General features: G+C 62.7%; 24 protein-coding genes and 2 tRNA genes. 9 read left to right on the top strand and 17 right to left on the bottom strand.

From position 1 onward, the window contains the following. Positions 1-182: 182 nt before the first annotated feature. Positions 183-455 carry an HU family DNA-binding protein gene (locus NKH19_RS19445; RefSeq protein ID WP_027143628.1) on the top strand — a complete coding sequence of 91 codons (273 nt, stop codon included), beginning with the start codon at positions 183-185 and terminating at the stop codon, positions 453-455. Between the two features lie 145 nt (positions 456-600). Here NKH19_RS19445 and NKH19_RS19440 read toward each other — a convergent pair whose 3' ends face one another. Continuing rightward, the gene (locus NKH19_RS19440) at positions 601-1,623 is read right to left on the bottom strand and encodes an aldo/keto reductase (protein ID WP_352870580.1); all 1,023 of its coding nucleotides are present in this window, start codon (positions 1,621-1,623) and stop codon (positions 601-603) included. A 105-nt stretch (positions 1,624-1,728) separates the two neighbouring features. Here NKH19_RS19440 and NKH19_RS19435 point away from each other — a divergent pair, with 105 nt between their 5' ends. Continuing rightward, positions 1,729-2,367, top strand: coding sequence for an SIS domain-containing protein (locus tag NKH19_RS19435; protein WP_502910983.1), 639 nt, complete (start codon positions 1,729-1,731; stop codon positions 2,365-2,367). 3 nt (positions 2,368-2,370) lie between these two features. Continuing rightward, on the top strand, positions 2,371-3,114 hold the full coding sequence (locus NKH19_RS19430; RefSeq protein ID WP_352870581.1) for a creatininase family protein: 744 nt from the start codon (positions 2,371-2,373) through the stop codon (positions 3,112-3,114). A 30-nt stretch (positions 3,115-3,144) separates the two neighbouring features. Here NKH19_RS19430 and NKH19_RS19425 read toward each other — a convergent pair whose 3' ends face one another. The 3 genes from NKH19_RS19425 to NKH19_RS19415 all read right to left on the bottom strand — a co-directional run bounded on the left by NKH19_RS19425 (position 3,145) and on the right by NKH19_RS19415 (position 6,994). Continuing rightward, positions 3,145-4,062 (bottom strand): carbohydrate ABC transporter permease, encoded by a 918-nt coding sequence (locus NKH19_RS19425; protein ID WP_352870582.1) that lies wholly within the window; start codon positions 4,060-4,062, stop codon positions 3,145-3,147. Between the two features lie 45 nt (positions 4,063-4,107). Next, a complete protein-coding gene (locus NKH19_RS19420; protein WP_352870583.1) occupies positions 4,108-5,229 on the bottom strand; it encodes a carbohydrate ABC transporter permease in 1,122 nt (373 codons plus the stop codon). Between the two features lie 88 nt (positions 5,230-5,317). Beyond that, positions 5,318-6,994: an ABC transporter substrate-binding protein gene (locus NKH19_RS19415; RefSeq protein ID WP_352870584.1), complete on the bottom strand. Its 1,677-nt coding sequence runs from the start codon at positions 6,992-6,994 to the stop codon at positions 5,318-5,320. A gap of 288 nt (positions 6,995-7,282) precedes the next feature. Here NKH19_RS19415 and NKH19_RS19410 point away from each other — a divergent pair, with 288 nt between their 5' ends. The 4 genes from NKH19_RS19410 (at position 7,283) to NKH19_RS19395 (ending at position 10,485) form a co-directional block, all read left to right on the top strand. After that, positions 7,283-8,341 carry an ABC transporter ATP-binding protein gene (locus tag NKH19_RS19410; protein ID WP_352870585.1) on the top strand — a complete coding sequence of 353 codons (1,059 nt, stop codon included), beginning with the start codon at positions 7,283-7,285 and terminating at the stop codon, positions 8,339-8,341. A gap of 27 nt (positions 8,342-8,368) precedes the next feature. Next, entirely contained in the window at positions 8,369-8,821 is a 453-nt protein-coding gene (locus NKH19_RS19405; RefSeq protein ID WP_352870586.1) for an RbsD/FucU family protein, read from the top strand. Between the two features lie 4 nt (positions 8,822-8,825). Then, positions 8,826-9,755, top strand: a complete 930-nt coding sequence (gene rbsK, locus NKH19_RS19400; RefSeq protein WP_352870587.1) for a ribokinase — start codon at positions 8,826-8,828, stop codon at positions 9,753-9,755. 412 nt (positions 9,756-10,167) lie between these two features. Then, entirely contained in the window at positions 10,168-10,485 is a 318-nt protein-coding gene (locus NKH19_RS19395; protein ID WP_352870588.1) for a hypothetical protein, read from the top strand. A gap of 125 nt (positions 10,486-10,610) precedes the next feature. On the opposite strand, the gene NKH19_RS19390 is transcribed toward NKH19_RS19395, so the two are convergent. Next, positions 10,611-10,687 (bottom strand) — tRNA-Asp (locus tag NKH19_RS19390). A 215-nt stretch (positions 10,688-10,902) separates the two neighbouring features. Here NKH19_RS19390 and NKH19_RS19385 point away from each other — a divergent pair. Further along, positions 10,903-10,978, top strand: a tRNA-Val gene (locus NKH19_RS19385). A 31-nt stretch (positions 10,979-11,009) separates the two neighbouring features. Here the strand turns inward: NKH19_RS19385 and NKH19_RS19380 are convergent. The 6 genes from NKH19_RS19380 to NKH19_RS19355 all read right to left on the bottom strand — a co-directional run bounded on the left by NKH19_RS19380 (position 11,010) and on the right by NKH19_RS19355 (position 16,358). Continuing rightward, positions 11,010-11,237 (bottom strand): hypothetical protein, encoded by a 228-nt coding sequence (locus NKH19_RS19380; protein ID WP_352870589.1) that lies wholly within the window; start codon positions 11,235-11,237, stop codon positions 11,010-11,012. 167 nt (positions 11,238-11,404) lie between these two features. Further along, on the bottom strand, positions 11,405-12,190 hold the full coding sequence (locus tag NKH19_RS19375) for an SDR family NAD(P)-dependent oxidoreductase (protein WP_352870590.1): 786 nt from the start codon (positions 12,188-12,190) through the stop codon (positions 11,405-11,407). A gap of 13 nt (positions 12,191-12,203) precedes the next feature. Continuing rightward, positions 12,204-13,199, bottom strand: coding sequence for an ABC transporter permease (locus NKH19_RS19370; RefSeq protein WP_352870591.1), 996 nt, complete (start codon positions 13,197-13,199; stop codon positions 12,204-12,206). A gap of 149 nt (positions 13,200-13,348) precedes the next feature. Next, positions 13,349-14,389, bottom strand: coding sequence for a sugar ABC transporter substrate-binding protein (locus NKH19_RS19365; protein WP_352870592.1), 1,041 nt, complete (start codon positions 14,387-14,389; stop codon positions 13,349-13,351). A gap of 41 nt (positions 14,390-14,430) precedes the next feature. Next, complete coding sequence (locus tag NKH19_RS19360) at positions 14,431-15,195, bottom strand: ATP-binding cassette domain-containing protein (RefSeq protein ID WP_352982644.1); 765 nt, start codon at positions 15,193-15,195, stop codon at positions 14,431-14,433. Further along, positions 15,192-16,358, bottom strand: a complete 1,167-nt coding sequence (locus tag NKH19_RS19355) for an ROK family transcriptional regulator (RefSeq protein ID WP_352982642.1) — start codon at positions 16,356-16,358, stop codon at positions 15,192-15,194. Before NKH19_RS19355 ends, NKH19_RS19360 begins: the two co-directional genes overlap by 4 nt. Positions 16,359-16,549: 191 nt before the next feature. Between NKH19_RS19355 and NKH19_RS19350 the strand changes: the two genes are divergently transcribed. Further along, on the top strand, positions 16,550-17,728 hold the full coding sequence (locus NKH19_RS19350; protein WP_352870595.1) for a M24 family metallopeptidase: 1,179 nt from the start codon (positions 16,550-16,552) through the stop codon (positions 17,726-17,728). Between the two features lie 75 nt (positions 17,729-17,803). Here the strand turns inward: NKH19_RS19350 and NKH19_RS19345 are convergent, their stop codons facing one another. From NKH19_RS19345 to NKH19_RS19320, 6 genes are all read right to left on the bottom strand, one after another. Next, entirely contained in the window at positions 17,804-18,559 is a 756-nt protein-coding gene (locus NKH19_RS19345; RefSeq protein WP_352870596.1) for an ABC transporter permease, read from the bottom strand. Further along, positions 18,556-19,329 (bottom strand): ABC transporter ATP-binding protein, encoded by a 774-nt coding sequence (locus tag NKH19_RS19340; protein ID WP_352870597.1) that lies wholly within the window; start codon positions 19,327-19,329, stop codon positions 18,556-18,558. Before NKH19_RS19340 ends, NKH19_RS19345 begins: the two co-directional genes overlap by 4 nt. Beyond that, complete coding sequence (locus NKH19_RS19335; RefSeq protein ID WP_352870598.1) at positions 19,329-20,387, bottom strand: ABC transporter substrate-binding protein; 1,059 nt, start codon at positions 20,385-20,387, stop codon at positions 19,329-19,331. Before NKH19_RS19335 ends, NKH19_RS19340 begins: the two co-directional genes overlap by 1 nt. 66 nt (positions 20,388-20,453) lie before the next feature. Further along, positions 20,454-20,891: a VOC family protein gene (locus tag NKH19_RS19330; RefSeq protein WP_352870599.1), complete on the bottom strand. Its 438-nt coding sequence runs from the start codon at positions 20,889-20,891 to the stop codon at positions 20,454-20,456. Positions 20,892-20,893: 2 nt separating this feature from the next. Beyond that, positions 20,894-21,637, bottom strand: coding sequence for a FadR/GntR family transcriptional regulator (locus NKH19_RS19325; protein ID WP_352870600.1), 744 nt, complete (start codon positions 21,635-21,637; stop codon positions 20,894-20,896). After that, complete coding sequence (locus NKH19_RS19320) at positions 21,634-23,073, bottom strand: FAD-binding oxidoreductase (RefSeq protein ID WP_352870601.1); 1,440 nt, start codon at positions 23,071-23,073, stop codon at positions 21,634-21,636. Before NKH19_RS19320 ends, NKH19_RS19325 begins: the two co-directional genes overlap by 4 nt. Positions 23,074-23,349 lie beyond the last annotated feature (276 nt).

Genomic DNA, 23,349 nt, shown 5'->3' with positions numbered 1-23,349 from the left:
GCAGTGCACAAACAGAGAGCCGGGCCCAGCGCCCGGCTTTTTCATGTGAAAAACCCAGCATTTCCGGGCTTTTTCCGCTTTTTTCCTGCCTTTTCGACTTGGTTGCGGCAACGCTTCTTTCTAAAGTCCGTTTCCTGCCGGATGAGTCGATAGTTCCGGTGTTCTCATGGAAGGGAATTTTTATGAACAAGAACGAACTGGTGTCCGCTGTCGCCGATGCCGCGAGCATTTCGAAGGGTGACGCGCAGTCGGCGGTCGATGCGGTATTTTCCGTGATCAGCGGCGAACTGAAGAAGGGCGGCGATGTCCGGCTTGTCGGCTTTGGCAATTTCACCGTGTCAAAGCGTGCGGCGTCGACCGGCCGCAATCCTCAGACCGGCGCCGAAGTGCAGATCCCGGCGCGCACCGTGCCGAAGTTCTCGGCCGGCAAAGGCCTCAAGGACGCAGTCAACTAAGCGCCTTTTTTCTTTTCAGAGACCAGAAAAGCCGGGCTTGCCCGGCTTTTCATTTTTGTGCCCTACACAGGTACATGCGACCAGAAAAGCCGGGCTTGCCCGGCTTTTCATTTTTGTGCCGGACGCCGAAGCGAATGGCGGCCGGTCATGCGGTCGGCGCCTCGGGTCGCATGAGGCCTTGCTTCTTGAGATCTGCCCAAAGCGCCGCGGGTAGTTTCGCATCGAGCAGCGAGCGGTTGCTCTCGACCTCGCTCGGCCGTTGGCCGCCGGGGATCACCGAGACGACCGACGGGTGCAGCAGCGGGAATTGCAGGGCGGCCTCGATCAGCCGCACGCCATGGCGCTTGCAGACGCTTTCGATACCGGCGACCCGGTCGAGGATGTCCTTCGGCGCTTCGGAATAGTTGTAGTAAGCGCCGGGCTTCGGTCCCGTTGCGAGGATGCCGGAGTTGTAGGGCCCGCCGAGAACGATGCCGATGCCGCGTGCCTGGCAGAGCGGCAGGAAGGATGTCAGCGCCTCCTGCTCCAGCAGCGTATAGCGCCCGGCAAGCAGGAACAGGTCGAAGTCGCCACGCTCGGCCAGCGTCTGCGCAACCTGCCACTCATTGATGCCGCCGCCGAACGCCTTGATGACGCCCTGGTCGCGGAGCGAGAGCAAGCCGTAGTAGCCCGAGCGCATGAATTCCTCGATGCGCCGGTCGGACGCTTCCTTGCTGCCATGGGTGAAGATGTCGACATCGTGCACGAACAGGATATCGATACGGTCGACGCCGAGGCGCTCCAGCGAGGCTTCGAACGAGCGCATGACGCCGTCATAGCTGTAGTCGTACACCTCGCGGCGCGACGGCGTGTCGAAGAACTTGCCGATGCCGGTGCGCTCTTCCGGCGGGCAGGCGCGCATGATGCGGCCGACCTTGCTCGACAGCACATAGTCGTCGCGCTTCTTGCCGCGCAGGAAAGGGTTGAGCCGCGTTTCCGACAGGCCAAGCCCGTAGAGCGGCGCGGTGTCGTAGTAGCGGCAGCCGGTCGCCCAGGCGGCGTCCAGCGTGGCATTGGCATCCTCGTCCGAGACGGCACGATAGAGATTGCCGAGCGGCGCCGTACCGAAGCCGAGTTCGGTGAAACTGATGCCGCCATTGCCGATGCGGTCGAAATGCCGTGTCTTCATATCCTGCCGTTTGCCTCGCTTGATTTGTCTGAAATGACACTATCATGCCTGTGGCTTGGCAAAAGCGCCGCGCGGCGTTGGACACGCATTTTCGCGGTTGCTAGCATGAACGAAATCAAGCTGTTCGTGGCGACAAGGGCGGCAAATCCCAGGGTGTTTTTCGATGGCAGGTTTGCGGTGAGCGACAAGAGCAAAGGCCTGTTCGAGACCGCGCTAGCCGAACTCGGCGGCGTGCTGGCGCGCGTCGACGAGCACCGGATCGATGCTGCCTGCAAGATGCTGGCCGGCGCCCCTCGGATCGTCGTCTATGGCTGCGGGCGCGAGGCCTTGCAGGTCAAGGGTTTTGCCATGCGGCTCTATCATCTCGGCCTGCCGGTCTCGGTGGTCGGCGACATGAACACGCCGCCCTTGGGATCGGGCGATGTCTTCCTGGCCAGTTCGGGGCCGGGAGAGACCTCGACCGTGCTGACCCTCATGCAGGTCGCGCACGATGCAGGCTCGACCAACCTGCTGCTGACCGCCCAAGCCGAAAGCAGCGCGGCGAAGCGCGCCGATTTCACGCTGCTCATTCCCGCGCAGACCATGGCCAACGATCAGGGGGCGCGGAAGACATCGGTCCTGCCGATGGGCTCGATGTTCGAGGGCGCGCTGTTCCTGCTGTTCGAGGTGATGGTGCTGAAGCTCAAGGATTTGATCGGCGCGTCGCCTGACGCGATGCGTGCCCGCCACACCAACATGGAATAGATCATGCGCTACGAATTGATGCTGCCACACCAGATCCGCAGGGCGATCGCCGAGAATTGGCCGGTCGCCCTGCCGCTCGGCGTGCTCGAATACCATGGCGAGCACATGGCCGTCGGCATGGACACGCTGGCCGTCATCAAGACGCTGGAGCTGTTCGAAAAGGAGAGGGACATCGTCATCCTGCCGCCCTTCTATTACGGTGCTGCGAGCTATGCGGTGGCGCCGCCGGAAGGCAGCGGCTCGGTGCAGGTCGGCGGCAATGCGCTGGCGCCGTTCGGCGAGGAGCTGTTCTACAGCTTGCTGCGCATCGGCTTTCGCAACATCCACGCCATCATCCACCATCAGACCGAGAATTTCGCCGCCGGCATGCCGACCGATCTGGCGTTCAAGACCGCCGGCCGCCAGGCGATCTTCCGCTTCCTCGAGAAGGAGCGCGGCGAGGGCTGGTGGGGCTCGGAGGCGATGGCCGGCTACTATGCCGAGCACGCCGAGGGCGATAATTTCTTCAACTGGGTGCAGGTGCATCCGCTGATGTCGCCCGACATGAACGGCAAGTACCCGTTCGATCATGCCGGCATCGGCGAGACCTCGCTGATGCTGGCGCTATGCCCGGAGGCTGTCGATGCGGGTCGCTTCGAAGACAACAAAAGCTGGTACACGGCGAGTGCCAGCGATGCTTCGGCGGAACTCGGTCAAAGGGGCGTCGCCATGATCATGGATCACCTGCGCACGATCTTGAGGAGTTAGCGCGGTTCTTCCTTCTCCCACAAGGCGCCGCTATTTGACCGCTCCAGCGGTCATGCCCATGATCAGATAGCGCTCGAGCGCAATGCCTATGACGGCGAGAGGCGCGATGGCCGCCGTGGCAAGCGCCGCCATCGACCACCAGTTGATGCCTTGCGAGCCGGTCTGGCTCGCCACCATGACCGGAATTGTCTTGGCGTCGGTCGAGGTCAAAAGGGCGGCGAAGAAATACTCGTTCCAGCACAGCACCATCGCCAGGATGAAGGCAGCCACCATGCCGGGCAGCGCGATCGGCATGACGATGCGGAAGAACGCCCCCCAGATCGACAGCCCGTCGACGAGTGCGGCTTCCTCAAGCTCCACGGGTATCGAGTTGAACTGGTCGCGCATGATCCAGATGACGATCGGCAGCACCATCAGCGTGTAGAGCAGGATCAGCCCGACGCGCGTGTCGAGCAGGCCGACCTCCCGGTAGAGCACCAGGAAAGGCAGCGCCAGCACCACCGGCGGCAGGATCAACTGTGACAGGAAGAAGAACGAGATGTCTTCGTTCTTGAACCAGGCGAAATGATAGCGGTAGCGGGTGAGCCCGTAGGCGGCGAGGCTGCCGATGACGATGGCGAGGCTCGACGCGCCGACCGAGGTGATCACCGAATTCATGAAGCGCTTGAGGAACTCGTCGCGCACCGTCGAGGTCTGGAAGATCGAGTCCGGCGACAGGCCGAGCGAACGCCAGCCCTTCCAGTCCGGCTGGAAGTCGACGAAGGGGATGAGATGGCCCTGGGTGACGTCCACCGCGGTCTTGAACGAGGTCGTGATCGTCCAGTAGATCGGGAACAGGCAGATGAACGCCCAGAAGGCCAGCGCCCCATAGATGAAAACGCGGCTGACGAGGAAGCTCGCCGGCGACCGGATCTCCGAGGCGACATATTCGGTGGTCTGAACACTCATCTTAGCTCAATTCACCCGATCTTGCTTCAATTGACCCATCCTGCTTCAATTCACATTGCGGACAAAACGGTTGGCGAATTTCAACAGCCACGTGACGAACACGATGATGATCACCAGATAGGCCATCGCCAGCATGGTTCCGTAGCCGACATTCGAGCGGTCGCGGTATTCGCGGTAGATGAAGCTCGACACGGAATCGGTAGCGCCGCCCGGGCCGCCCGATGTCACCGTAATGATGATGTCGGCAAGCTTCAGCTTGAAGATGATCCGCAGGATCACCGCCGTCACCGACACCGGCAGCATCAGCGGGAAGGTGACCTGCCAGAAGGTCTGCCACACATTGGCTCCGTCGACCCGCGCGGCCTCCAGCACCTCGCGCGACATCGCCTGCAAGCCGGCCAGCAGCATGATCATCATGAACGGAATGAACGTCCAGGCATCCAGCACCATAATTGCGATGCGCGCGATGATCGGGTCGCTGAAGAAGGCCGGATTCTCCCAGCCGAGATGGCGCGCCAGCGTCGCCGCCGGCCCGAACCGGTATTCCATCAGCGACTTGCCGATCATCCACGACACGGCGACCGGCGATAGCATCAGCGGCAACAGGAAAACGACGCGGAAGAATTTTCGTGCCCCGATCTGTGCGTTAAGCAGCAGCGCCAGGCCGAAGGCAATGACATACTCGACCGCTACCGCCAGCACATAGAGCACCATGTTGACCAGCGCATTGCGGTAGTAGGGATCGCCCAGCATCTGCCAGAAATTGTCGAGCCCATTGAACCTGCGGCCACTGAAGGAACTGAGGTTCCAGTCGGTGAGCGCGATGTAGAAACCGAACAGCGTCGGGAAGATCACCATGGCTATGGTGAACAGCAGCGCCGGCAGCAGGAACAGGGCACGCTGGCCGTCCTCGCCCCGCGTCATCACCTGGCCGATGCCGATAGCCACGCCCCACAGCACATAGGCGTAGACGACGGGGCGCCAGGTCTCGAAGCCGATCGTATCGGCGCTGCCCTTGTAGAGGATTTCCATCACGATCGTCGCCAGCAGGCCGAGCGTTGCAACGGCCATCAGGACCCAGCCGAGCCGTTTGCGGCCTGGAGAAATCAGATCGGAAGTGCCGGCGTCTGCCGGCCACTGGTTTGCGGTCGAAGTCTGGTCTGCCACAAATCTCGCCCGTTTGAAGGCTCTCAAGGAGCCGGAGCCGGTCTAAAATGGTCCGGCGTTTCCGCCGGACCACGGTTCATAGGCCAGCCTACATGCCGAGCGAAGCCTTGTAGAGCTTGACCTGGTTGTCGCGGCCGATCTGGTCGGTCAGCTTCTCCCAGGCCGCCGCGATCGCGTCGGCGCCTTCCTGCGCCTTCATCTTGCCGGCGAAGGTGTTGGCCAGAATGTCCTCGGCGGCGCTGTAGTATTGGAAGATGCCGGGGATGCGTGGCTCGATCGCCGCGTTCGGATGGTTGTAGCTGTCGGCTTCCGACTTGAGATACGAGGTGATGAAGGCCTCGTCATAGCCGGCAGCCACCCATTCCGGAATATCGAAGTGGGAATTGCGGTAGGGCTGGAAGCCCGACGGATATGCGGCGCACCAGAGTGACAGGTCCTTGCCGCCGAGATGGGCAGCGGCGGACCATGCCGCCTTCTTCTTCTTCTCGTCGCTGTCGACGCGGGCCATGACATAGACGCCCCAGCCGAGATAGGCGCAGTTCGGCGCATAGTTCGGGCCGCTGGCGAGCTTGTCCCATTTGCCTGTCTTGGAGTTGTAGACATCGTCCGAGCCCGGCAGGATCGAGAAGCCGGTGACATCGCCGACGACCGAGGAGTCGCTAGTCTTCGCATTCGAGCCAGCGTCTCCCCACCAAGCCAGCATCGAACCAGTGCCGCCCAGGAATTGGGAGAAACAGGTCTGGTTCGGGTCGGCATTGATTTGATCCTGCGGTTCGGAAGGCAGCGCGTCGATCACGTCCTGGATCGCCCGCACCCAGGCCGGGTTGTTGACGCGCGGCTTCATTGTATCGGCGTCGAACAGCCACGCCTTGTCATCAGGGTGCTTGGCATAGGCACTGGCACGGCTGCCGAGGAAGTAGAAGCCGAATCCACCCCATGGCTTGGGCGCGTCGAGGTAGCCGTAGACGTCCTGGCCCTTCATCTGCTTGCCCTTGAGGAACTTGGTCACGGCCTGCACCTGCTGCCAGGTCTTCGGCACGCCCCATTCCGTCAGGCCTGCCTTGTCGCCGCTATCGGCTTTCCAGGCTGCTGCCAGATCAGAGTCGGAGAACACATCGGTGCGGTAGTTGAAGTTGTGCGTGTCGCCGTCGACGGTCACGCGATATTGCTTGCCATTCCAGGTGCCGACCGGCGGCTTCAGATAGGCAACAATGTCATCCATATCGATCTGCTTCCTGACCCAGTCCGGCATCTCGGAGGTCAGGCCCTTACCGCAGACGTCGCCTTCGAAGGGCGCGCCCATCTCGACGATATCGAAGTCGATGGTGTTCGTGGCAATAGCCTGCTGCAGGCGCGGATTGTAATCGGCCTGCGCCAGGTCGATCCAGCTGATCTTGGCGCCGGTATAGGCCTCCCATGGCTTTAGAAAGCCGCGGAACAGAACATTATGCAGGTTCTGGTTGTTGAGACCCATGAAGGTCAGCTCGACGCCGGCGAATTCGCCTTCCTTCACGTTGGCCTTGGTGGCCTCGAGGCAGAGTTCACCGACCTTCTGGAAATCAGCATCCGTCGGCTGGCCTTTGCCGACGCCGGGAATCTGCAGGATTTTGGAGCGAAGTTCGCTTGCGGCGGAAGCCGGGCGCGTCAAGGCGCCGAGCCCGGCGCCCGATGCGGCTGCAATCGCGGCCATGCTGGCCGCACCCTTCAATATGTCACGCCTTGTGGCGCCGGCACGAACCAGTTTCTCGTAAAGACCTGTTCTCATCGCCTATTCCTCCCAGAACTTCAGTGTGAATAAATTGACCAACTGTCGGACGCTGGAGCGCCAACGATGCTCCCGGTTCGGAAACGAATTAGCAGGACCCCACCCTGCGTCGATTGAAGTTCCGATTGCGGATCGGGTACCGACATTTTGACCAGCGCCTGCCACTATTCTCACAACCAAACGCCGTGTCAACGAGAACGGGTTTTTATCTATAAGAGACCGACTTGCCCTGACCGGTCGCGTTGGTTAGCTTCTGCGCCTACGGTTAATGGAACCGACGGGGGAGATATGGCGCAAGTCGCGATCAGCAAGGTGGCCAAGGCATTCGGAACCGTCAAGGTTCTGCACGAAGTCAGCGTCGACATATCGGACGGACAGTTCGTGGTGCTGGTTGGCCCTTCGGGTTGCGGCAAGTCCACGCTGCTCAGGATGGTGGCCGGGCTGGAAACCGTCTCCGCCGGCACGATCGCCATCGGCGACCGTATCGTCAATCATCTGCCGCCGGCCAAGCGCGACATCGCCATGGTGTTCCAGAACTATGCGCTCTATCCACACAAGACGGTTGAGCAGAACATGGCCTTTGCGCTCAAGCTGCGGAAAACCGATCCGGCCGTGGTCGCCGAGCGGGTCAAGCGCGCCGCCGACATCCTCGACCTCAATCCCTATCTGAAGCGCTATCCCCGCCAGCTTTCCGGCGGCCAGCGCCAGCGCGTGGCGATGGGCCGCGCCATCGTGCGCAATCCGCAGGTGTTCCTGTTCGACGAGCCGCTCTCCAATCTCGACGCCAAGCTGCGCGTGCAGATGCGCACCGAGATCAAGGAACTGCACCAGCGGCTGAAGACCACCACCATCTACGTCACCCACGACCAGATCGAGGCCATGACCATGGCCGACAAGATCGTCGTCATGCGCGACGGTCGCATCGAGCAGGTCGGCGCGCCGCTGGAACTGTTCGACCGGCCGGCCAATCTGTTTGTCGCCGGCTTCATCGGTTCGCCTTCGATGAACCTGCTCAAGGGCGTCATGCGCAAGGGCGCCAAGCCGGGTGTCGACATCGCGGGTACGCTGTTCCCGGTTGCATCGGACAATGCCGCACAGGACGGCCAGGCCATCGTCTATGGCGTGCGGCCGGAGCATCTCGAAATTCATCCCGATGGCGTGCCGGCGAAGATTTCGGTGGTTGAGCCGACCGGCTCGGAAACGCTGGTCTTCCTGCGCTTCGGCGAAGGCGAGATGGTGGCGCTGTTTCGCGAGCGCCACGACTTCAAGCCGGGCGACACGCTCACCCTGAAGCCGCGGCTCGACCAGGTCCACCTTTTCGACGCCGAGACCGGCAAGCGTCTCTGATCTCAACCGGACTTCACGAGGAATATCATGCTCAAAGGCATCAACCCGCTGCTCAATGCCGACGTGCTGCAGGCATTGCGGGCAATGGGCCATGGCGATGATTTGATCATCGCCGACACCAATTTTCCGTCCGATTCGGTGGCGCGCCAGACCGCGCTCGGCCGCCTGCTGCGCATCGATGCGTCGGCCGCCGAGGTTGCAAAGGCGGTGCTGTCGCTCTACCCGCTGGACACGTTCGTCGACGACTCGGCCGCGCGCATGGAAATCGTCGGCAAGCCGGATGAGATTCCGCCCGTGCAGAAGGAAGTGCAGAAGGAAGTCGACGCGGCCGAGGGCAAGTCGTGGCCGATGATAGCGGTCGAGCGCTATGCCTTCTACGAGCGCGCCAAACAAGCCTATTGCGTCATCCAGACCGGCGAGCGCCGCTTCTATGGCTGCTTCGCCTTCCGCAAGGGCGTCGTTCCGCCGGATGCGGAGTAGCGGCATGGCTTCGGGCAAGCCGGTCGTCATATTGGGCGTCTTCGTCGCCGACACCGCCTACAGGGCACAACGGCAGCCGCGCATGGGGGAAACCCTCCTCGGTACATCCTTCACGCTGGGTCCGGGCGGCAAGGGCTCGAATCAGGCGGTCGCCGCCGGCAGGCTTGGCGCCGACGTCACCTTCCTCACCCGCCTCGGCGTCGACCCCTTCGCCGACATGGCCAGGCAGACCTGGGCGCGGGCGGGCGTCAAGAATGCCGTCATCGACACGCCGGAAAGCTATACCGGTGCCGCCTACATCTTCGTCGAGGAGACGACCGGCAACAACGCCATCATCGTCAGCCCCGGTGCCGCCATGCTGATCTCGCCGGCCGATATCGAAGCCAATGCCGGGTTGATCGGCGGTGCCGGCGTCTTTGTCACCCAGCTCGAACAGCCGATCGAAGCAGCCATGCGGGCGCTGGAGATCGCGCGTGGGGCAGGGGTGACGACGATCCTCAACCCGGCCCCGGCGGCAAAGCTTCCCGACCGCATCTACACGCTCTGCGACTATCTCACGCCCAACGAGACCGAGACGGAGGAACTGACCGGGATGAAGGTCTCCTCGGTCGATGAGGCGCGCCGCGCCGCGGACAGTCTGCTTGAAAAGGGCGTCGGCACGGTCATCGTCACACTGGGTGACAAGGGCGCGCTTTTGCACTCGAAGGACCGCTCCGACCATGTTCCCGCCATCAGCGCTGCCCCGGTGGTCGAAACCACCGGGGCAGGGGATGCCTTCAATGGCGGGCTGGCCGCGGCCCTTTCGCGAGGTGTGGAGCCGCTGCAAGCCGTGCGCTTTGCTTGTGCGGTCGCCGGAATTTCAGTGACGCGACCAGGAACCGCGCCGTCGATGCCGACGCTGCAGGAGGTCGAGGCGCTGCTGGCGAGGGGATGAGGTTAGGGCAGCGCATGGCAAGATTGTCAAAGAGCGCTTGGTGGTAGCCATATTCTGGAGGCGGAGCCCCGTCTGATGTCGCCATCTTGGCCCGTAAATCCGAGTCCAATGAGAAATCGGTCAAGACCAATCCACGGATAGGCTTCCGCCACCGTGTGTCTAAATGCGCCAAACCGCCTAGCCCGCGATTGCCATTCCAAGGCCAACGCCCAGGCCGATAGCGAGGCCCAGGACGAGCTTGCTGGCGAGATCGAGTGCTCCCGGTGGCAGGACAGCTCCGCGGAGCGTCATTATATTAGCAATAAACAATATATTAACAGCCGTGATGCAGCCTTCCACATCACGGGGGATGGGGGAAACACCTCCTCGTCGACGTTTCCGGTGGGACGGTCGACCAATGCGGAGCAAACGCATGAGTGTCGGAGCAGCTCTCGAACAATTGCTGCGATTGATTCATCGCCGAGCCATGAAATTAGCGGCGATGCCGGAGGATGAAAGGGATTCACACTACGATCTCATCCGCCTGTCATGTTGCGCAGCCGCCGAACGCATTGGGCAAAGTCCCGACAAGGCCGCCATTACGGCAAACGATATGGTTGAATTTGTTCGCGCACTGGTCGGAATCATCGAGGTAGGCTTCGGATCAGACCAAAGGCCAAGTGACGATCGACCGGCTGCATCACCGGCACGGCATTTTGGCAGCCGGGAGAATGGCGCTGCGCGCATCTAGGGGGCGCGCGCTTCAAGCGGCTGCAGTCGTCCGCGAATTCTTCGCAGCCTGCTTACATGGTCCGATTGCCTGACAAGGCCAAAGCCCACTTAGCGCGAAAACCATTTAACTATCAGCAAGTTAAATGGCGCGAGTGACGGGGCTCGAACCCGCGACCTCCGGCGTGACAGGCCGGCACTCTAACCAACTGAGCTACACCCGCGCATGGCGAACACGTGTCAGCCGTGTTCGTCGTTGGGCGCTGGATAAGGGGTTCGCCACCGGGTGTCAAGCGCGACAGGACAGCATAACAGCAAACAGGAGAAGGTTTTTTGACAGCCGGCGTTTTGTTGGCAAAACCGGCGTCCAACCAGGGTGTCCCACATTCATTTGGCCTTGCGAAGCCGATCCCGACCGCTTAAAGGTCCGGCCCGGAGCGGGCGATTAGCTCAGTTGGTAGAGCGCTTCGTTTACACCGAAGATGTCGGCGGTTCGAGCCCGTCATCGCCCACCATTCCAATCACACAATCCATCCACGGCCCGCGTCAATGGCGAAGCGCGCGGTGCGGAGTGGCTGGCTGTCCATCAGCCGCGGCATCGCAAACCCGGCGCAGGTCGGCATGGATGTTTTTGGAGTTCAACAGCTCGGCTGCTTCCGGATAGCCCTCGGCCAGCAATGTGGCAACGATCTCGGCAGGCGAGTGGTGGACGCCGTCCTCTGCCAAAGCATGAGTCCGCTGGTAAATATGACTGGTTCTGATTTCGTCGGTCATTCCCAAATATCCCCGTTGGTCAGCACTTGATGAACAACCTTTGAGATGCGAAGTTGTTCCACTGCAACTTTGGGGATATTTGACAACTAGTGCGCGGGCGATAAGTCTGCCACTTGAAGTTACAGCTCTCATTCCCGTTCCTCGTCAGGAGACTCAGCAGTCCATCGTCATTCCTGCGGTGATCGCGGCGGCAAGAGCCGAAAATCATTGCCTTCCGGCAGCAACTGCCCGCCATCGACGACGATGGTCGTGCCGGTGATGTAGCTGGCATCGTCGGAGGCGAGGAACAGGAAGGCGTTGGCCACGTCGCGCGGGCTGCCGAGGCGGCCGAGCGGGATGGAGTCCTCCATGTTCTTGATATAGGCGGCGCCACGATGCAGCTCGATCGCCTCGGTCAGGATGTTGCCGGGCTCGACGCCGTTGACGGTGACGCCGTAGCCGGAAAATTCCAGCGCCGCCGCACGGATGAAGCCGTTGATCCCGGCCTTGCTGGCCGAATAATGGCCATGGCCCGGGCTGGTGACGTGCGGGCCGGTGATGGACGAGGTGTAGAGCATGCGGCCAAAGCCTTGCGCTTTCATCGGCACCAGGGCCGCGCGGCTGGCATTGAAGGTGCCGCGCAGATTGACCGCCATGACACGGTCCCAGTCGTCGGCGCTGGTGTGCTCGATCAGCTGCCAGGGATAGATGCCGGCATTCTGCACGATGATGTCGAGGCGGCCATGGTGCTTTAGCGCCAGCGCCACGGCGGCCTCGGCGTCGCTCATTTGCGAGATGTCGGTGCGGATGAAAGGGACGCCGAGTTCGTGCGCGGTCGCTTGCCCCGCCTCGACCTCGGTGTCGGCGAGCACAAGCTTTGCACCTTCCTCGGCAAAGCGCAGGGCGATGCCCTTGCCGATGCCGCGGGCGCTGCCGATGATCAGCGCCACCTTGTCTTTCAGTCGTCCGGTCATGCGAGCCGTCCTGTCATGCGAGTCTTTGGCGGATGGTTTGCTTGAAAGCGTCGAGCAGCACGGCGGCCAGCACCAGCAGGCCGTGGATGACCTGGGTGAAGTTGGCCGGCAGGCCCATCAGGTTGATCGCCGTGTTGATGGCCGAGAGCAAAAGCACGCCGGCATAGACGCCGGGCAGGGTGCCGACGCCGCCTTTCAGGCTGACGCCGCCGATGACGACGGCGGCGAAGGCGTTGAACAGCAGGCCGACGCCGAGATTGGCGGTGGCGCCCGAGGTGCGGATCGCCAGCAGCCAGCCGGCAAGGCCGGCGATGGCGCCGGCGAGTACGAAGGCGATGACGAGATTGCGGTTGACGCGGATGCCGGCACGGAAGGTTGCGGTCTCGTTGCCGCCGATCATCACGAGATGCCGACCAAACGGCGTCTTGGCCATGATCAGCGAAAAGACGACGAAACAGGCGACCGCGATCCAGGCGGTCAGCGGCAGGCCGATCAGGCGCTGGATGCCGAACCAGCGGATGGCCGGCGCAAGATCCTGTGCCGAGCGGCCGCCCGAAATCACCAGCACGAGGCCGCGCACCCAGATGTAGGACGCCAGCGTGATGATGAAGGCGCTCATCTTCACCTTGACCACCAGGTAGCCGTTGAAGGCGCCGATGATGCCGCCGACGGCCAGCGCAACGAACAGCGAAACCGGAACCATCAGCCATTCCGGATGCAATTTCACGCCCATGCCGATGCCCGACGAGCAGAACAGGATGCCGACCGCCATGGCGCTGAGCGCTGCCACGGATTCGACCGACAGGTCCATGTGACCGGCGATGATGACCAGCGCCAGGCCGATCGACATGACGCCGAGCACGCTGGAAGCCTCGATGATGTTGGCGAAGATGCCGAGCTGGAAATAGTTCGGAACAAAGATGGAAAAGACCACCAGCACGAACAGCAGCATGAACCAGACGAGGTTGTCGAGAACGAACTCCAGGGCTTTGCGTGTGCGCGGGTTCATGGGCTGATCCGGTTGGCGCATGCCCCGCGAAATCAATTCGATTTCGTCTGGTCCAGGCGCGGATTCAAATTCGCCACGGCGTCCTTTCGGACGCGGCGTTGTGAAAGGGCAGGCTCCGGGCCGCCACGGCCCGGAGCGCTTTCGGATGACTAGTCGACCGACTTGACGGTGTCCGTCGGCGGCTTCTGGTTGCCCCAGAAGGCCGGGTTGTCGACGTTCTCCTTGGTGATGGCGGCACCAGGGATCTTGATGTTCGGGCCCCAGGCTTCCTTGGTCACGGTCGATTTCAGGCCAAGCACCTCATACTCGCCGGGCTTGATCTCTTCCTTCTTGGCGATCTTGTCCATGAACATGGCGACGGCCGCGGCCTGCGCGTAGAGCGGCTGCTCGACTTCGACGTTGAGCCAGCCCTTGCGGATCAGGTCGAGGCCGACCGGAGCGCCGTTCGAGCTCATCAGCATGACGTCGCCCGGCTTCTTGCCGGCGGCCTCGAGCGAGGCGACGGCAGCGACCGAAAGGTGCGCGGCATGGCTGAAGATCAGGTCGATGTCGGGGTTCGCCAGCATCTGGTCGGCAACGATGGTGCCGGCATTGCTGGCTTCCCACTGCATGGCCGGAAGCGAGATGATCTTGACGTCCGGAAACGCCTTCATCTTCTCTTCAAAGCCCTTCTGGATGTCGAGCGTGTAGGGGTCACCGGGGTCACCGAGCACCTGCAGTATCTTGCCCTTCACCGAGCCGTTCTTGGCTTTCAGCAGCTTCTCGGCCTGCTCGGCGGCGACGTAGCCGATCTCGACCGTTCCGGCGACAGAGGTGAAGTCGGACGGTGTCGACGTGATCTGGCGGTCGAACTCGACCACCGGGATGCCGGCTGCGCGGGCGGCCTCGATGGACGGTTTCAGCGCATTGAAGTCGACCGCCGCCAGGATGATGGCCGCCGGTTTCAGCGCGATGACGTCGTTCATCTGCGATTGCTGGGCGTCGGTCTTGTTGTCGGCGTTCAGCGTCTTCATCTCGTAGCCGGTCTGCTTCAGGAACAGCTCCAGCGCGCTCACCGAGCCGGTCTGGAACTCGTCCAGCAGGGTCGGCACCATATAGTAGACGATACCCTTGGACTGGGCGAATGCCGGCGTGAGCGTGGCAAAGGCCAGTGCAAGGATACCGAAGACAGCAAGAAGTATTCGCTTCATGTCGTTCGCTCCTCTTTTACGCCGGACCCCTCTTTTGTCCCTCAGCCTGTCGGTCCGGCACCGGCAAGCGTCTCTCCGGTGATCATGTTGATCACCGCATCGGGACTTGTTTTGTTGCGTGCGACATCACCCGCCACGACGCCTTGCCGGATCACCACGATCCGGTCGGCGACCTGGAAGGCCTGCTGCATGATATGAGTGATGATGACGACGCCGATGCCCTGGTTCGCCACCTGGCGGATCATGTCGAGGCCGCGCCGCGTCTGTTCGACGCCAAGCGCTGCGAACGGTTCATCGAGCAGCACCAGCTTGCCGCCCCAGTGCACGAAGCGGTTGAGCTCGATGGCCTGCCGCTGGCCGCCCGAAAGGTGCTCGACATTGGTGCGCAGCGAGGGAATGCGGGTGCCGGCACTGGCCAGCGCCTTTCCGACGACGGCTTCCATGGCGCGCTCGTCGAGCACGGGAATGCCAAGAACCTTCCTGGTGATCTCGCGGCCCATGAAGAAATTGGCGACGACGTCGACATTGGTGCACAGCGACAGGTCCTGGTAGACGGTCTCGATGCCCGCCGCCTCGGCCTCGGCGGGCGACCGGGCAAGGAACTCCTTGCCCTCGAACAGCATGCGGCCCGAGGTCGGCTCCAGTCCGCCGGCGATGATCTTGACCAGCGTCGATTTGCCGGCGCCGTTGTCGCCGAGCAGCGCCACGACCTCGCCCTTGCCGATCGAGAAGCTGATCCCCTTGAGCGCTTCGATAGCGCCATAATTCTTGGTGACGTTGTCGAGCACCAGCAGGGGTTCGTTCATGCCGCAATCTCCCTGCCTTTGATAAGGTCGCGCTCGCGTTCGCGTTCGGCAGCAAACATCTGCCCGAAGCGCGGTGACAGCACCCCAGAAACCGCAAGGGCGGCGGCGCCGCGCAACACCGAATGTTGCCCGCCGCGCGCGACGAGGATTCGAGGCGTCGTGCGGTCCTTCCGTGCGGAAACGGAGTTGTGCAGGCCTCCGGCCGAACCAGCCAGCATTTCGAGCAGATCGGTGGACGCCAGCCCGCCAAGGATGACCGTTTCAGGGTCGAACAGGTTCTCGATGACGGCGACGGCATTGTGAAAGATCGGTGCGACTTCGGCCACCCATTCGGCCTCGCTGCCGTTCCAGCGCCGGAGCGCCTCGAGCGAGAGGTATCTTTCGAGACAACCGCTGTTGCCGCACGGGCAGGCCTCGCCACCGGGAACGACGGGAATGTGCCCGATCTCGCCGGCATTGCCCCAGGCGCCGCGCAACGCGGAGCCGTCATGAACCATGACGCCGCCAAGGCCGACGCCGAAATAGAGATAGTAATATTCGGAAAACTGCGCGCCGAGGCCGTAGAGGCGCTCGCCCATGGCCGCGGCCGCCATGTCGGTTTCAAAGAAGGCCGGCAGCCCGGTGGAAGCCGCCAGCCGCTCACCCAGCGCCACATCCTTCCAGCCGGTCATGGTGGTCGGACCGACAAAACTCATGGATTCGACATCGAACGGGCCGGGCAGGGCCATGCCGACGCCGAGAACCCGTCCTCCAGCCCGCAGTCCGGTCAATTCATTCACCATCGTCGCGATGAGGTCGAAGGCGTGGTCCGGCGTCGCGTTCGGCGCCTCGCGGTAAGTGCTCTCGATCACGTCGCCGCTCAGATTGATCAAGGCGGCACTGATACCGAGCGGGGTGATGTGAGTGCCGACGGCATAGCCGCCCTCGGGGTTGATCCGTAGGGTCGCCGGTGGCAGGCCGCGCCCCTTCGGTTCTTCGCGCAGCGACAGGATGTAGCCCTGTTCTTCCAGTTCGCGAACGATGGTGGACACCGTCTGGACGGTGAGGCCGACGCGCCGGGCAATCTCGCCACGAGCGATCGGCCCATGCAGGCGGATCGACTCAAGCACGATGCGCCGGTTGTACGGCCGCCCGAACTCCTGATTGGTCCCCCGCAGTGCCATGATTTGCGCCCTTAGGAGGTGGTAGCTTCGCACCTGTTATTTATTCAGTCAAATGGAATTCAAAAATAAATCGAAACGTAACCCGGTTCAGGACCTGCTCACGCGCCACGCTGGCCGATTGCCGCCATGTCGAAAGCGTCTCAAAGGTGGGCGAACCCGCGACCGTTGATCCGACAAAGCATGGAGCAAGGATGATCGAATTGCCGTTTGCCCGCGACGAGTACCAACAGCGGCTTCGCAAGATCCGCGCCGAGATGGCCAAGCGCGGTCTCGAGCTCCTTGTTGTCAACGACGTTGCCAACCAGCATTACATCACCGGCTATGATGGCTGGTCATTCTACACGCCCCAGGTCGTGCTCGTTCCAATCGAGGAGGTCGAGCCGGTCTGGATCGGGCGCGCCATGGATGCGGCCGGCGGTCTTCTGACAGCCTGGATGAAGCCCGAGAACGTGGTTGGCTTCCCGGAGGGTCACGTTCAGCGTGTCGATCGTCATCCGATGGACTGGATCGCGAACTGGATCGTGGCGAAGGGCTGGGGGAACCGCGCTATCGGCATCGAACTCGAAGCCTACTATTTCTCCCCGAAAGCACATGCCCGGCTTGTCGCCGGACTTCCCAATGCGAAATGGCAAGATGCCGATCTGTTGGTGAACTGGATCCGCGCGGTCAAATCGCCGCCCGAGATCGCCTATTTGCGCAAGGCATCGACCCTGGCCGAAGCGGCGGTCACGCGGGCCTTCGAGGTGATCGCGCCGGGAGTTCGCGAATGCGATGCCATCGCCGCCATCCAGGCGGCGCAGATCGCCGGCAGCCCTGACTTCGCGGGTGATATCACCGCGCTTCCGCCGACAATTCTCGGTGGCGAGAATGCTTCCGCGCCGCACATAATGTGGAGCGACAGGCGGTTTGGCGAAAACGAGACGATTGCCTTGGAACTCGCTGGCGTCTGCCGCCGCTATGCCGCCGGACTGGCAAGAACCCTGCAACTGGGCAAAACGCCGACAAAGGTCTCGGATACGGCAAAAGCGGTGATCGAGGGCATGGATGCGGTGCTCGACGCGGTCAGGCCGGGAACATCAGCCGAAGCCGTCGAGGGCGTCTGGCGCAAGGTCATCCAGCGCCATGGACTGAAGAAAGAGTCGCGCATCGGCTATTCCATCGGCGTCGCCTATCCGCCGGATTGGGGCGAACACACGATCAGCCTCAGGCCGGGCGACAAGACGGTGCTCGAATCAGGCAACGTCGTTCATTCCATCCTCGGCATGTGGATGGACGGCTGGGGCATCGAGATCAGCGAGACCATCCTGGTCACCGAAACCGGCAATGAGACGCTGACCAAGTTCCCGCGGGAGATCCACGTCAAATCCTGAGGATGAGGCTACGGCAGGCGGTTTGCCTGCGCACGGCGCCGTAGAGCACGGATCGGCAAAAAACAGCTCGCCGGCTCAGTATTTGATGACCCGGCGCTCAACCATCACCACGGCACAAAACAGCGCGATCGACAGGCACGATGACAAAACGATCGCCGCGTAAAGCCGGTCCGACTGGTAGTTGAAGCTCGCCTGGATAATCAGCGCGCCGAGGCCCTTGTCCGAGCCGATCCATTCACCGACGATGGCGCCGATGACCGCCGTCGCCGAGGCGATCCTGAGTGAGGAGAACAGCATCGGCAGCGCACGCGGCAGGCGCAGGTCCCAAAATATCTCCCAGCGTGTCGCCGACAGCACCCGAAATAGCTCGTGCTCGTTATCGCTGGCCGAATCCAGGCCACGGATCATGTTCACCAGCGTCGGAAAGAAACAGATCACCGCCGCGATGACGATCTTCGGCGTCATGCCGAGCCCGAAGATCAGGATGATGATCGGCGACAGCGCCAGGATCGGAATGGTGTTGAAGAACAGCACGATCGGAAAATAGGCTGCCTGAAGGATGCGGTTGTGCACGAACACGACAGCCAGCAGGACGGCAGCCAGATTGCCGATGACGAAGCCGGCCAGCGCCTCGATCAGCGTCGGCCTGAGATTGTCGATGAGCAACGCGAAATTCTTCTGGAAGACGCCTGATATCGCCGTCGGCGTCGGCACGATATAGGCCGGCACGCCGAGAAGCGGCAGCAGATACTGCCAGGTGACAAGCAGCGACGCCGCGCCGAGAACGGGCAGGGCGATTGCCAACTGCGGAGACAGCGGCGCCGGCCTCACGACGCGCGCTCCAGCGCGGTGCGCAGGTCGGCCATGGCGGCGACGATTGACGGGTCCTCACGCGAGCAGCGGTTGCCCTCCTGCTTGAGCGGCCGCATGTCCAGGTCTTTGACCAGTCGCCCCGGATTGGCGGCCAGAACGATGACCCGCTCACCGAGATAGGCGGCTTCGGCGATCGAATGGGTGACGAACAGGATCGTCGTGCCCGTGCGCCGCCACAAAGCAAGCAGCTCGTCGTTGAGGCGGTCGCGGGTGATCTCGTCGAGTGCCCCGAACGGTTCGTCCATCAGCAGCAGTTTTGGTTGTCCAAGCAATGCTCGGGCGATCGCCACGCGCTGGCGCTGGCCGCCGGAAAGCTGGTGCGGCAGGCGCTCACCGAAGCCGGCAAGCCCCATCAGATCGAGCAATTCGTCACTGCGGTCCTCGATTTTGCGGGTCAGGCTGCCTTGCCCGACGCCAAGCGGCAGACGCACATTGTCGCGCACCGTGCGCCAGGGCAGCAAGGTCGAGTCCTGGAAGACGAAGCCGACATCGCGGCGCGACCGGACAGCATGAGGCGTGTCGCCGAGCACGCTGATCGTGCCGCCGAGCGGATCGAGCAGGTCGGCAACCACCCGGAGCAAGGTCGACTTGCCGCAGCCGGAAGGCCCAAGGATCGACAGGAAGGATCCGGTCTCGACGCTGAGGTCGAGGCCGGAGAGCACTTTGACGGCCGCCTGGCGGCCGTCATAGCCGACATCCAGCCTGCTGGCTTCGATCGCGCTCGCCATCAGGCGGCGGGTGCGTCGAGCTTCGGCCGCTCGGTGGCCGAAAGTTCGAGGATCTTGGTGGTGTGGACGTCGGCGGTGGCTGGCCGGCCGTTCGGATACTGCCCAACCTTGTCCAGCAGTGCCAATTGCTCCTCGATCGATGCCGGGTCGAACGTCCCCCAGCCATCCTTGGCGGTTGCCGCATCGAAGGAGAGTTTCAGCACGAGGTTGATGGTCTTCTCTTCCCAGCCGAGGTCCATTTCGGGATAGGCGGCGACCATTTTCTTCACGGCGTCCTGCGGGTTGGCGTGCACCCAGCCCCAGCCCTTGGCGACGGCGCCGATGAATTTCGCCAGCGTGTCCGGATCCTTTTCGATTGCGGCGTCGGTGGCGAAGTAGACGTCCGCGTAGGAATTCAGGCCGAGATCGCGCACCAGAAGGTCGATGCGGTCATCGCCGACGACGCTCAATGCCTGCGTGTTGGTGATCCAACCGCCGATCGCATCGACATCGCCACGCACCAGCGGCCCTTTGTCGAAGCCGACATTGACGACGGTGACGTCGGACGGGCTCATGCCGTTCTTGGCCAGGATCTCGTCGATGACGAAACGCGCGGTCGGTTGGATGCCGATCTTCTTGCCCTTGAGGTCGGCGATGTCGCGGATCGGATTTGCCGCCTTCGAGGTGAAGGCGTAAGGGCCGGTGCGGAAGCCGCAAGCGATGATCTTGACCGGTACGCCGCTGGCGCGAGCCGCGAAAAGCTGCGGCGTTTCGGAGAACTGGCCGAGCTGTGCCGCACCCGAGATCACCGGCGGCACGGTCGAGGCGTTGGGGCCGCCCGGGCTGAATTCCACGTCGAGCCCGGCGTCCTTGAAGTAGCCGTTGACGACGGCGGCAATGTCGCCGATCTGGCCGTTGGACATCAGCCAGTCATACTGGATGACGACCTTTCCGGCCGCCTTCGCGCCGGGGGTCAGCACCAGTTGCATGCCGGCCGATGCGGCGGCCGCGGCCGCGGCCGCCAGGCCGGATTTCATCAAGCTGCGGCGATTCACGTTGTAATGATTGTTCCCACTCATTTTTCGCTCCTGTTGCAAGACTTGTCTGTCTCTTCCTTGCGCGCCGTTCCCTTGGCGCGGTGTCGTCTACGGCTGTTCGTCGTGGTAGTCGCCGGGGCCGCCGTCGAGCCAGGCGTAGAGTTCCCAGAGCGTGTCGTCCGGGTCGGTGAAATAGGCGCAGCGCGCGTTCCAGACGTAATCCTCGGGCGGACCCTGGAAGGGCACGCCCTTGGCGGTCAGCTCGGAATACAGGCGGTCGATCTCGCCGGGTGCGTCGAGCTTGACCGCGACGCAGACCTTGTGCGCGTGGCGCGGCGAACGCAGCTTCGAGACGCCGGTATGCTGGCTGATATGGTCGATCTCCCAGGCGGCAAGCGTCACGCCCTCGCCATGGAAGTCGGCAAAGCCTTCGGCGCGCCGGCGCAGGCGGAAGCCGAGCTTGTCGACATAGAATGCCAGCGTTCGCTCGATGTCCTCGACAAGCAGACATACGTCCGAAATCCGGTATGCGGTTCCGAGCGACATGGCTATTTCCCTCCGTCGGCGCGCTGGCCACGCGACGTCGGCAGCCTGACGCCGACACGATTGGCGGCGCCGATGATATGCGCGCGCATCGCCGCCTCGGCTTCTGCCGGGTCGCCGGCGACCAGCGCCTCATAGATGCGCACATGCTCGCCGACATTGACTTCCACCAGGTCGTGCAACGGGTTGGTTTGTCGCGCGTAGTAGATCGAGCGGCGAATCTGTTCGCAGACGAAGGAAATGAAGGTGTGGATGTAGCTGTTGCCTGTCGCCCGGGCGATTTCGCGATGAAACAGAAGATCGGCGTCGATGCTGCCGTCTTCCCAGCGCTCCTCGCCGCTCATGCGGTCGAGCGCAGCCTTGATGGCGTCGAGATGCTCCTGCTCGCGCCGCTCGGCGGCAAGCGCGGCCGACTCGGCCTCGAGAATGCAGCGCAGCTCGAAGAGCCGCTCCATATTCTGCCCTTCCTTCAGCGCCTCGCGGTCGATGCGGATCGTTGCCCGCTGCTCCGGTGCCAACACGAAGGAGCCGATGCCTTGTCGCGCTTCCACCATGCCATCGGCGCGCAATTGCGCGATCGCCTCGCGCACCACGTTTCGGCTGACGCCGAATTTCTCCGAGAGCTGCTGTTCTGTCGGCAGCAAACTGCCCGGATTGAGGTCGCCTGATTCGATCTCGCGGCTGAGGAACGCCGCGACCCGGCGCGGCAATGCCTCGACAGTGCCGATGGCAGCCAGTCGTTGTTTCATGACAAGGTCTCCGTCGCGGGAAAGAGGCAGCCGGGGTTCATCAGCCCACTAGGGTCGATGGCATTCTTTAGCGCGCTGACGAGCCGACGGTGGACGGGAGACATTCCCGTCCAGTAGACGCGCTGGCGAGTGCGGCCGATGCCGTGCTCGGCGCTGATCGAGCCGCCAAGGGCATTGATGACCTCGTACAGCCCGGCCGTGATGTCGGCGCCCCTGGCACGCGCGTCGGGCTCGGCAAGGCCAAGCGGCGGCAGCACGTTGAAATGGACGTTGCCGTCGCCGGCATGGCCATAGGCCTGGGAAACCCAGCCCGGATGCTCCCGCGTAACAAACCGCCGGGCATCGGCGATCAGCGTGGGAATATCGGAGATACGCACCGAAAGATCGGTGCGCACGTGATAGCCACGCTTGGCTTGCCCCTCGACCAGCCCTTCGCGAATCGCCCAGAAAGCCCTGGCCTGTGCGCTGCTCTCGGCCAGGACGGCATCGGCGACGAGTTGGTTTTCCATTGCGCCGGCCAGGAAATCGACCAGCAGCGTGCGCAGGTCGACGGCTGTGCTCGACGACAGTTCGATCAGCACATGAACGGGGGCGGCGACCGGGGCGACGACGGTCGGGTCGACCAGATGCGCAAGCTCCACGCATTCCGAGCCGATGATCTCGAAGGCGGATATCAGGTCCGAGCATCCGCGCCGGGCCTGCCGGAACAGCGCGATGGCCGCTTCGAACGAGGGAAGGCCCAGATAAGCCGTCTCGATGCGGCCGGGTTTCGGAAACAGCTTGACTTCGACACCGGTGATGATGCCCAGCGTTCCTTCGCTGCCGATGAAAAGCTGCTTCAGGTCGTAGCCGCGATTGTCCTTGCGCAGGCCGGAAAAGCCGCTCCACAGCTCGCCGTCCGGCAGCACCACTTCCAGGCCGATAATGAGGTCACGGGTCATTCCGTAGCGCAGTACGTTGACGCCACCGGCATTGCTCGCCGCGTTGCCGCCGATCTGGCAGCTTCCCTGGGCGCCGAGCGCTAGCGGAAACACGCAATCCCGATCTTCGGCGGCATCCTTGATGTGCTGCAGGATGCAGCCGCCATCAGCCTGCAGGATGAAATTGTCGGCGTCGACGAGGCGGATCCTGTTCAACCGCTCCAGGCTGATGACCGCCGCGCCTCGGCTCGTGCCGATATCGATTGCGCCGGCGACAAGCCCGGTGTTGCCGCCTTGCGGAATCATCGCCAGCCCGAGCGTGCCGCACAGCTGGACAGTGGCCTGAACCTCGGCGACCGAGGCCGGCTTCAGCACGGCAAGGGCGCCGCCATGATGATCGCCGGACCAGTCCCCGAGATACTTTTCCATGCCAGCGGCATCGGCGGCCACGCCGCTCTGTCCCAGGACGCGCTCCAGTGCTGCGAGAATGTCGGGCGAGATGCCGTGGATGGTCATTGTCGGGCCGGCTTTGTTGCAGGTGTGTATGCTTATACATATCATCCTACAACTTAAATGCTGTCAACGGGCAAGCCGCTGGTCTCAGGGCAATCGCTTCAGTCTAACGACAGTTTCCAATTTTTGGGCAGATCACCAAGCGTCGAAGTAGGCGCCGCCCCTCATTGCCCTGCCGGGCATTTCTCCCCGTGAACGGCAGGGCTGTCCGGGGAAATCTATTCATATATGAAGGCCATCTGATTGAGGGAGGATCGGTCTCTTGGTCGGCTCGGATTG

This window comes from Mesorhizobium sp. M1338 (genome assembly GCF_040318045.1).
GTDB lineage: Bacteria > Pseudomonadota > Alphaproteobacteria > Rhizobiales > Rhizobiaceae > Mesorhizobium.
Note: the sequence above shows the minus strand (reverse complement) of the source record. Positions and strands in the feature narration are given on the sequence as shown.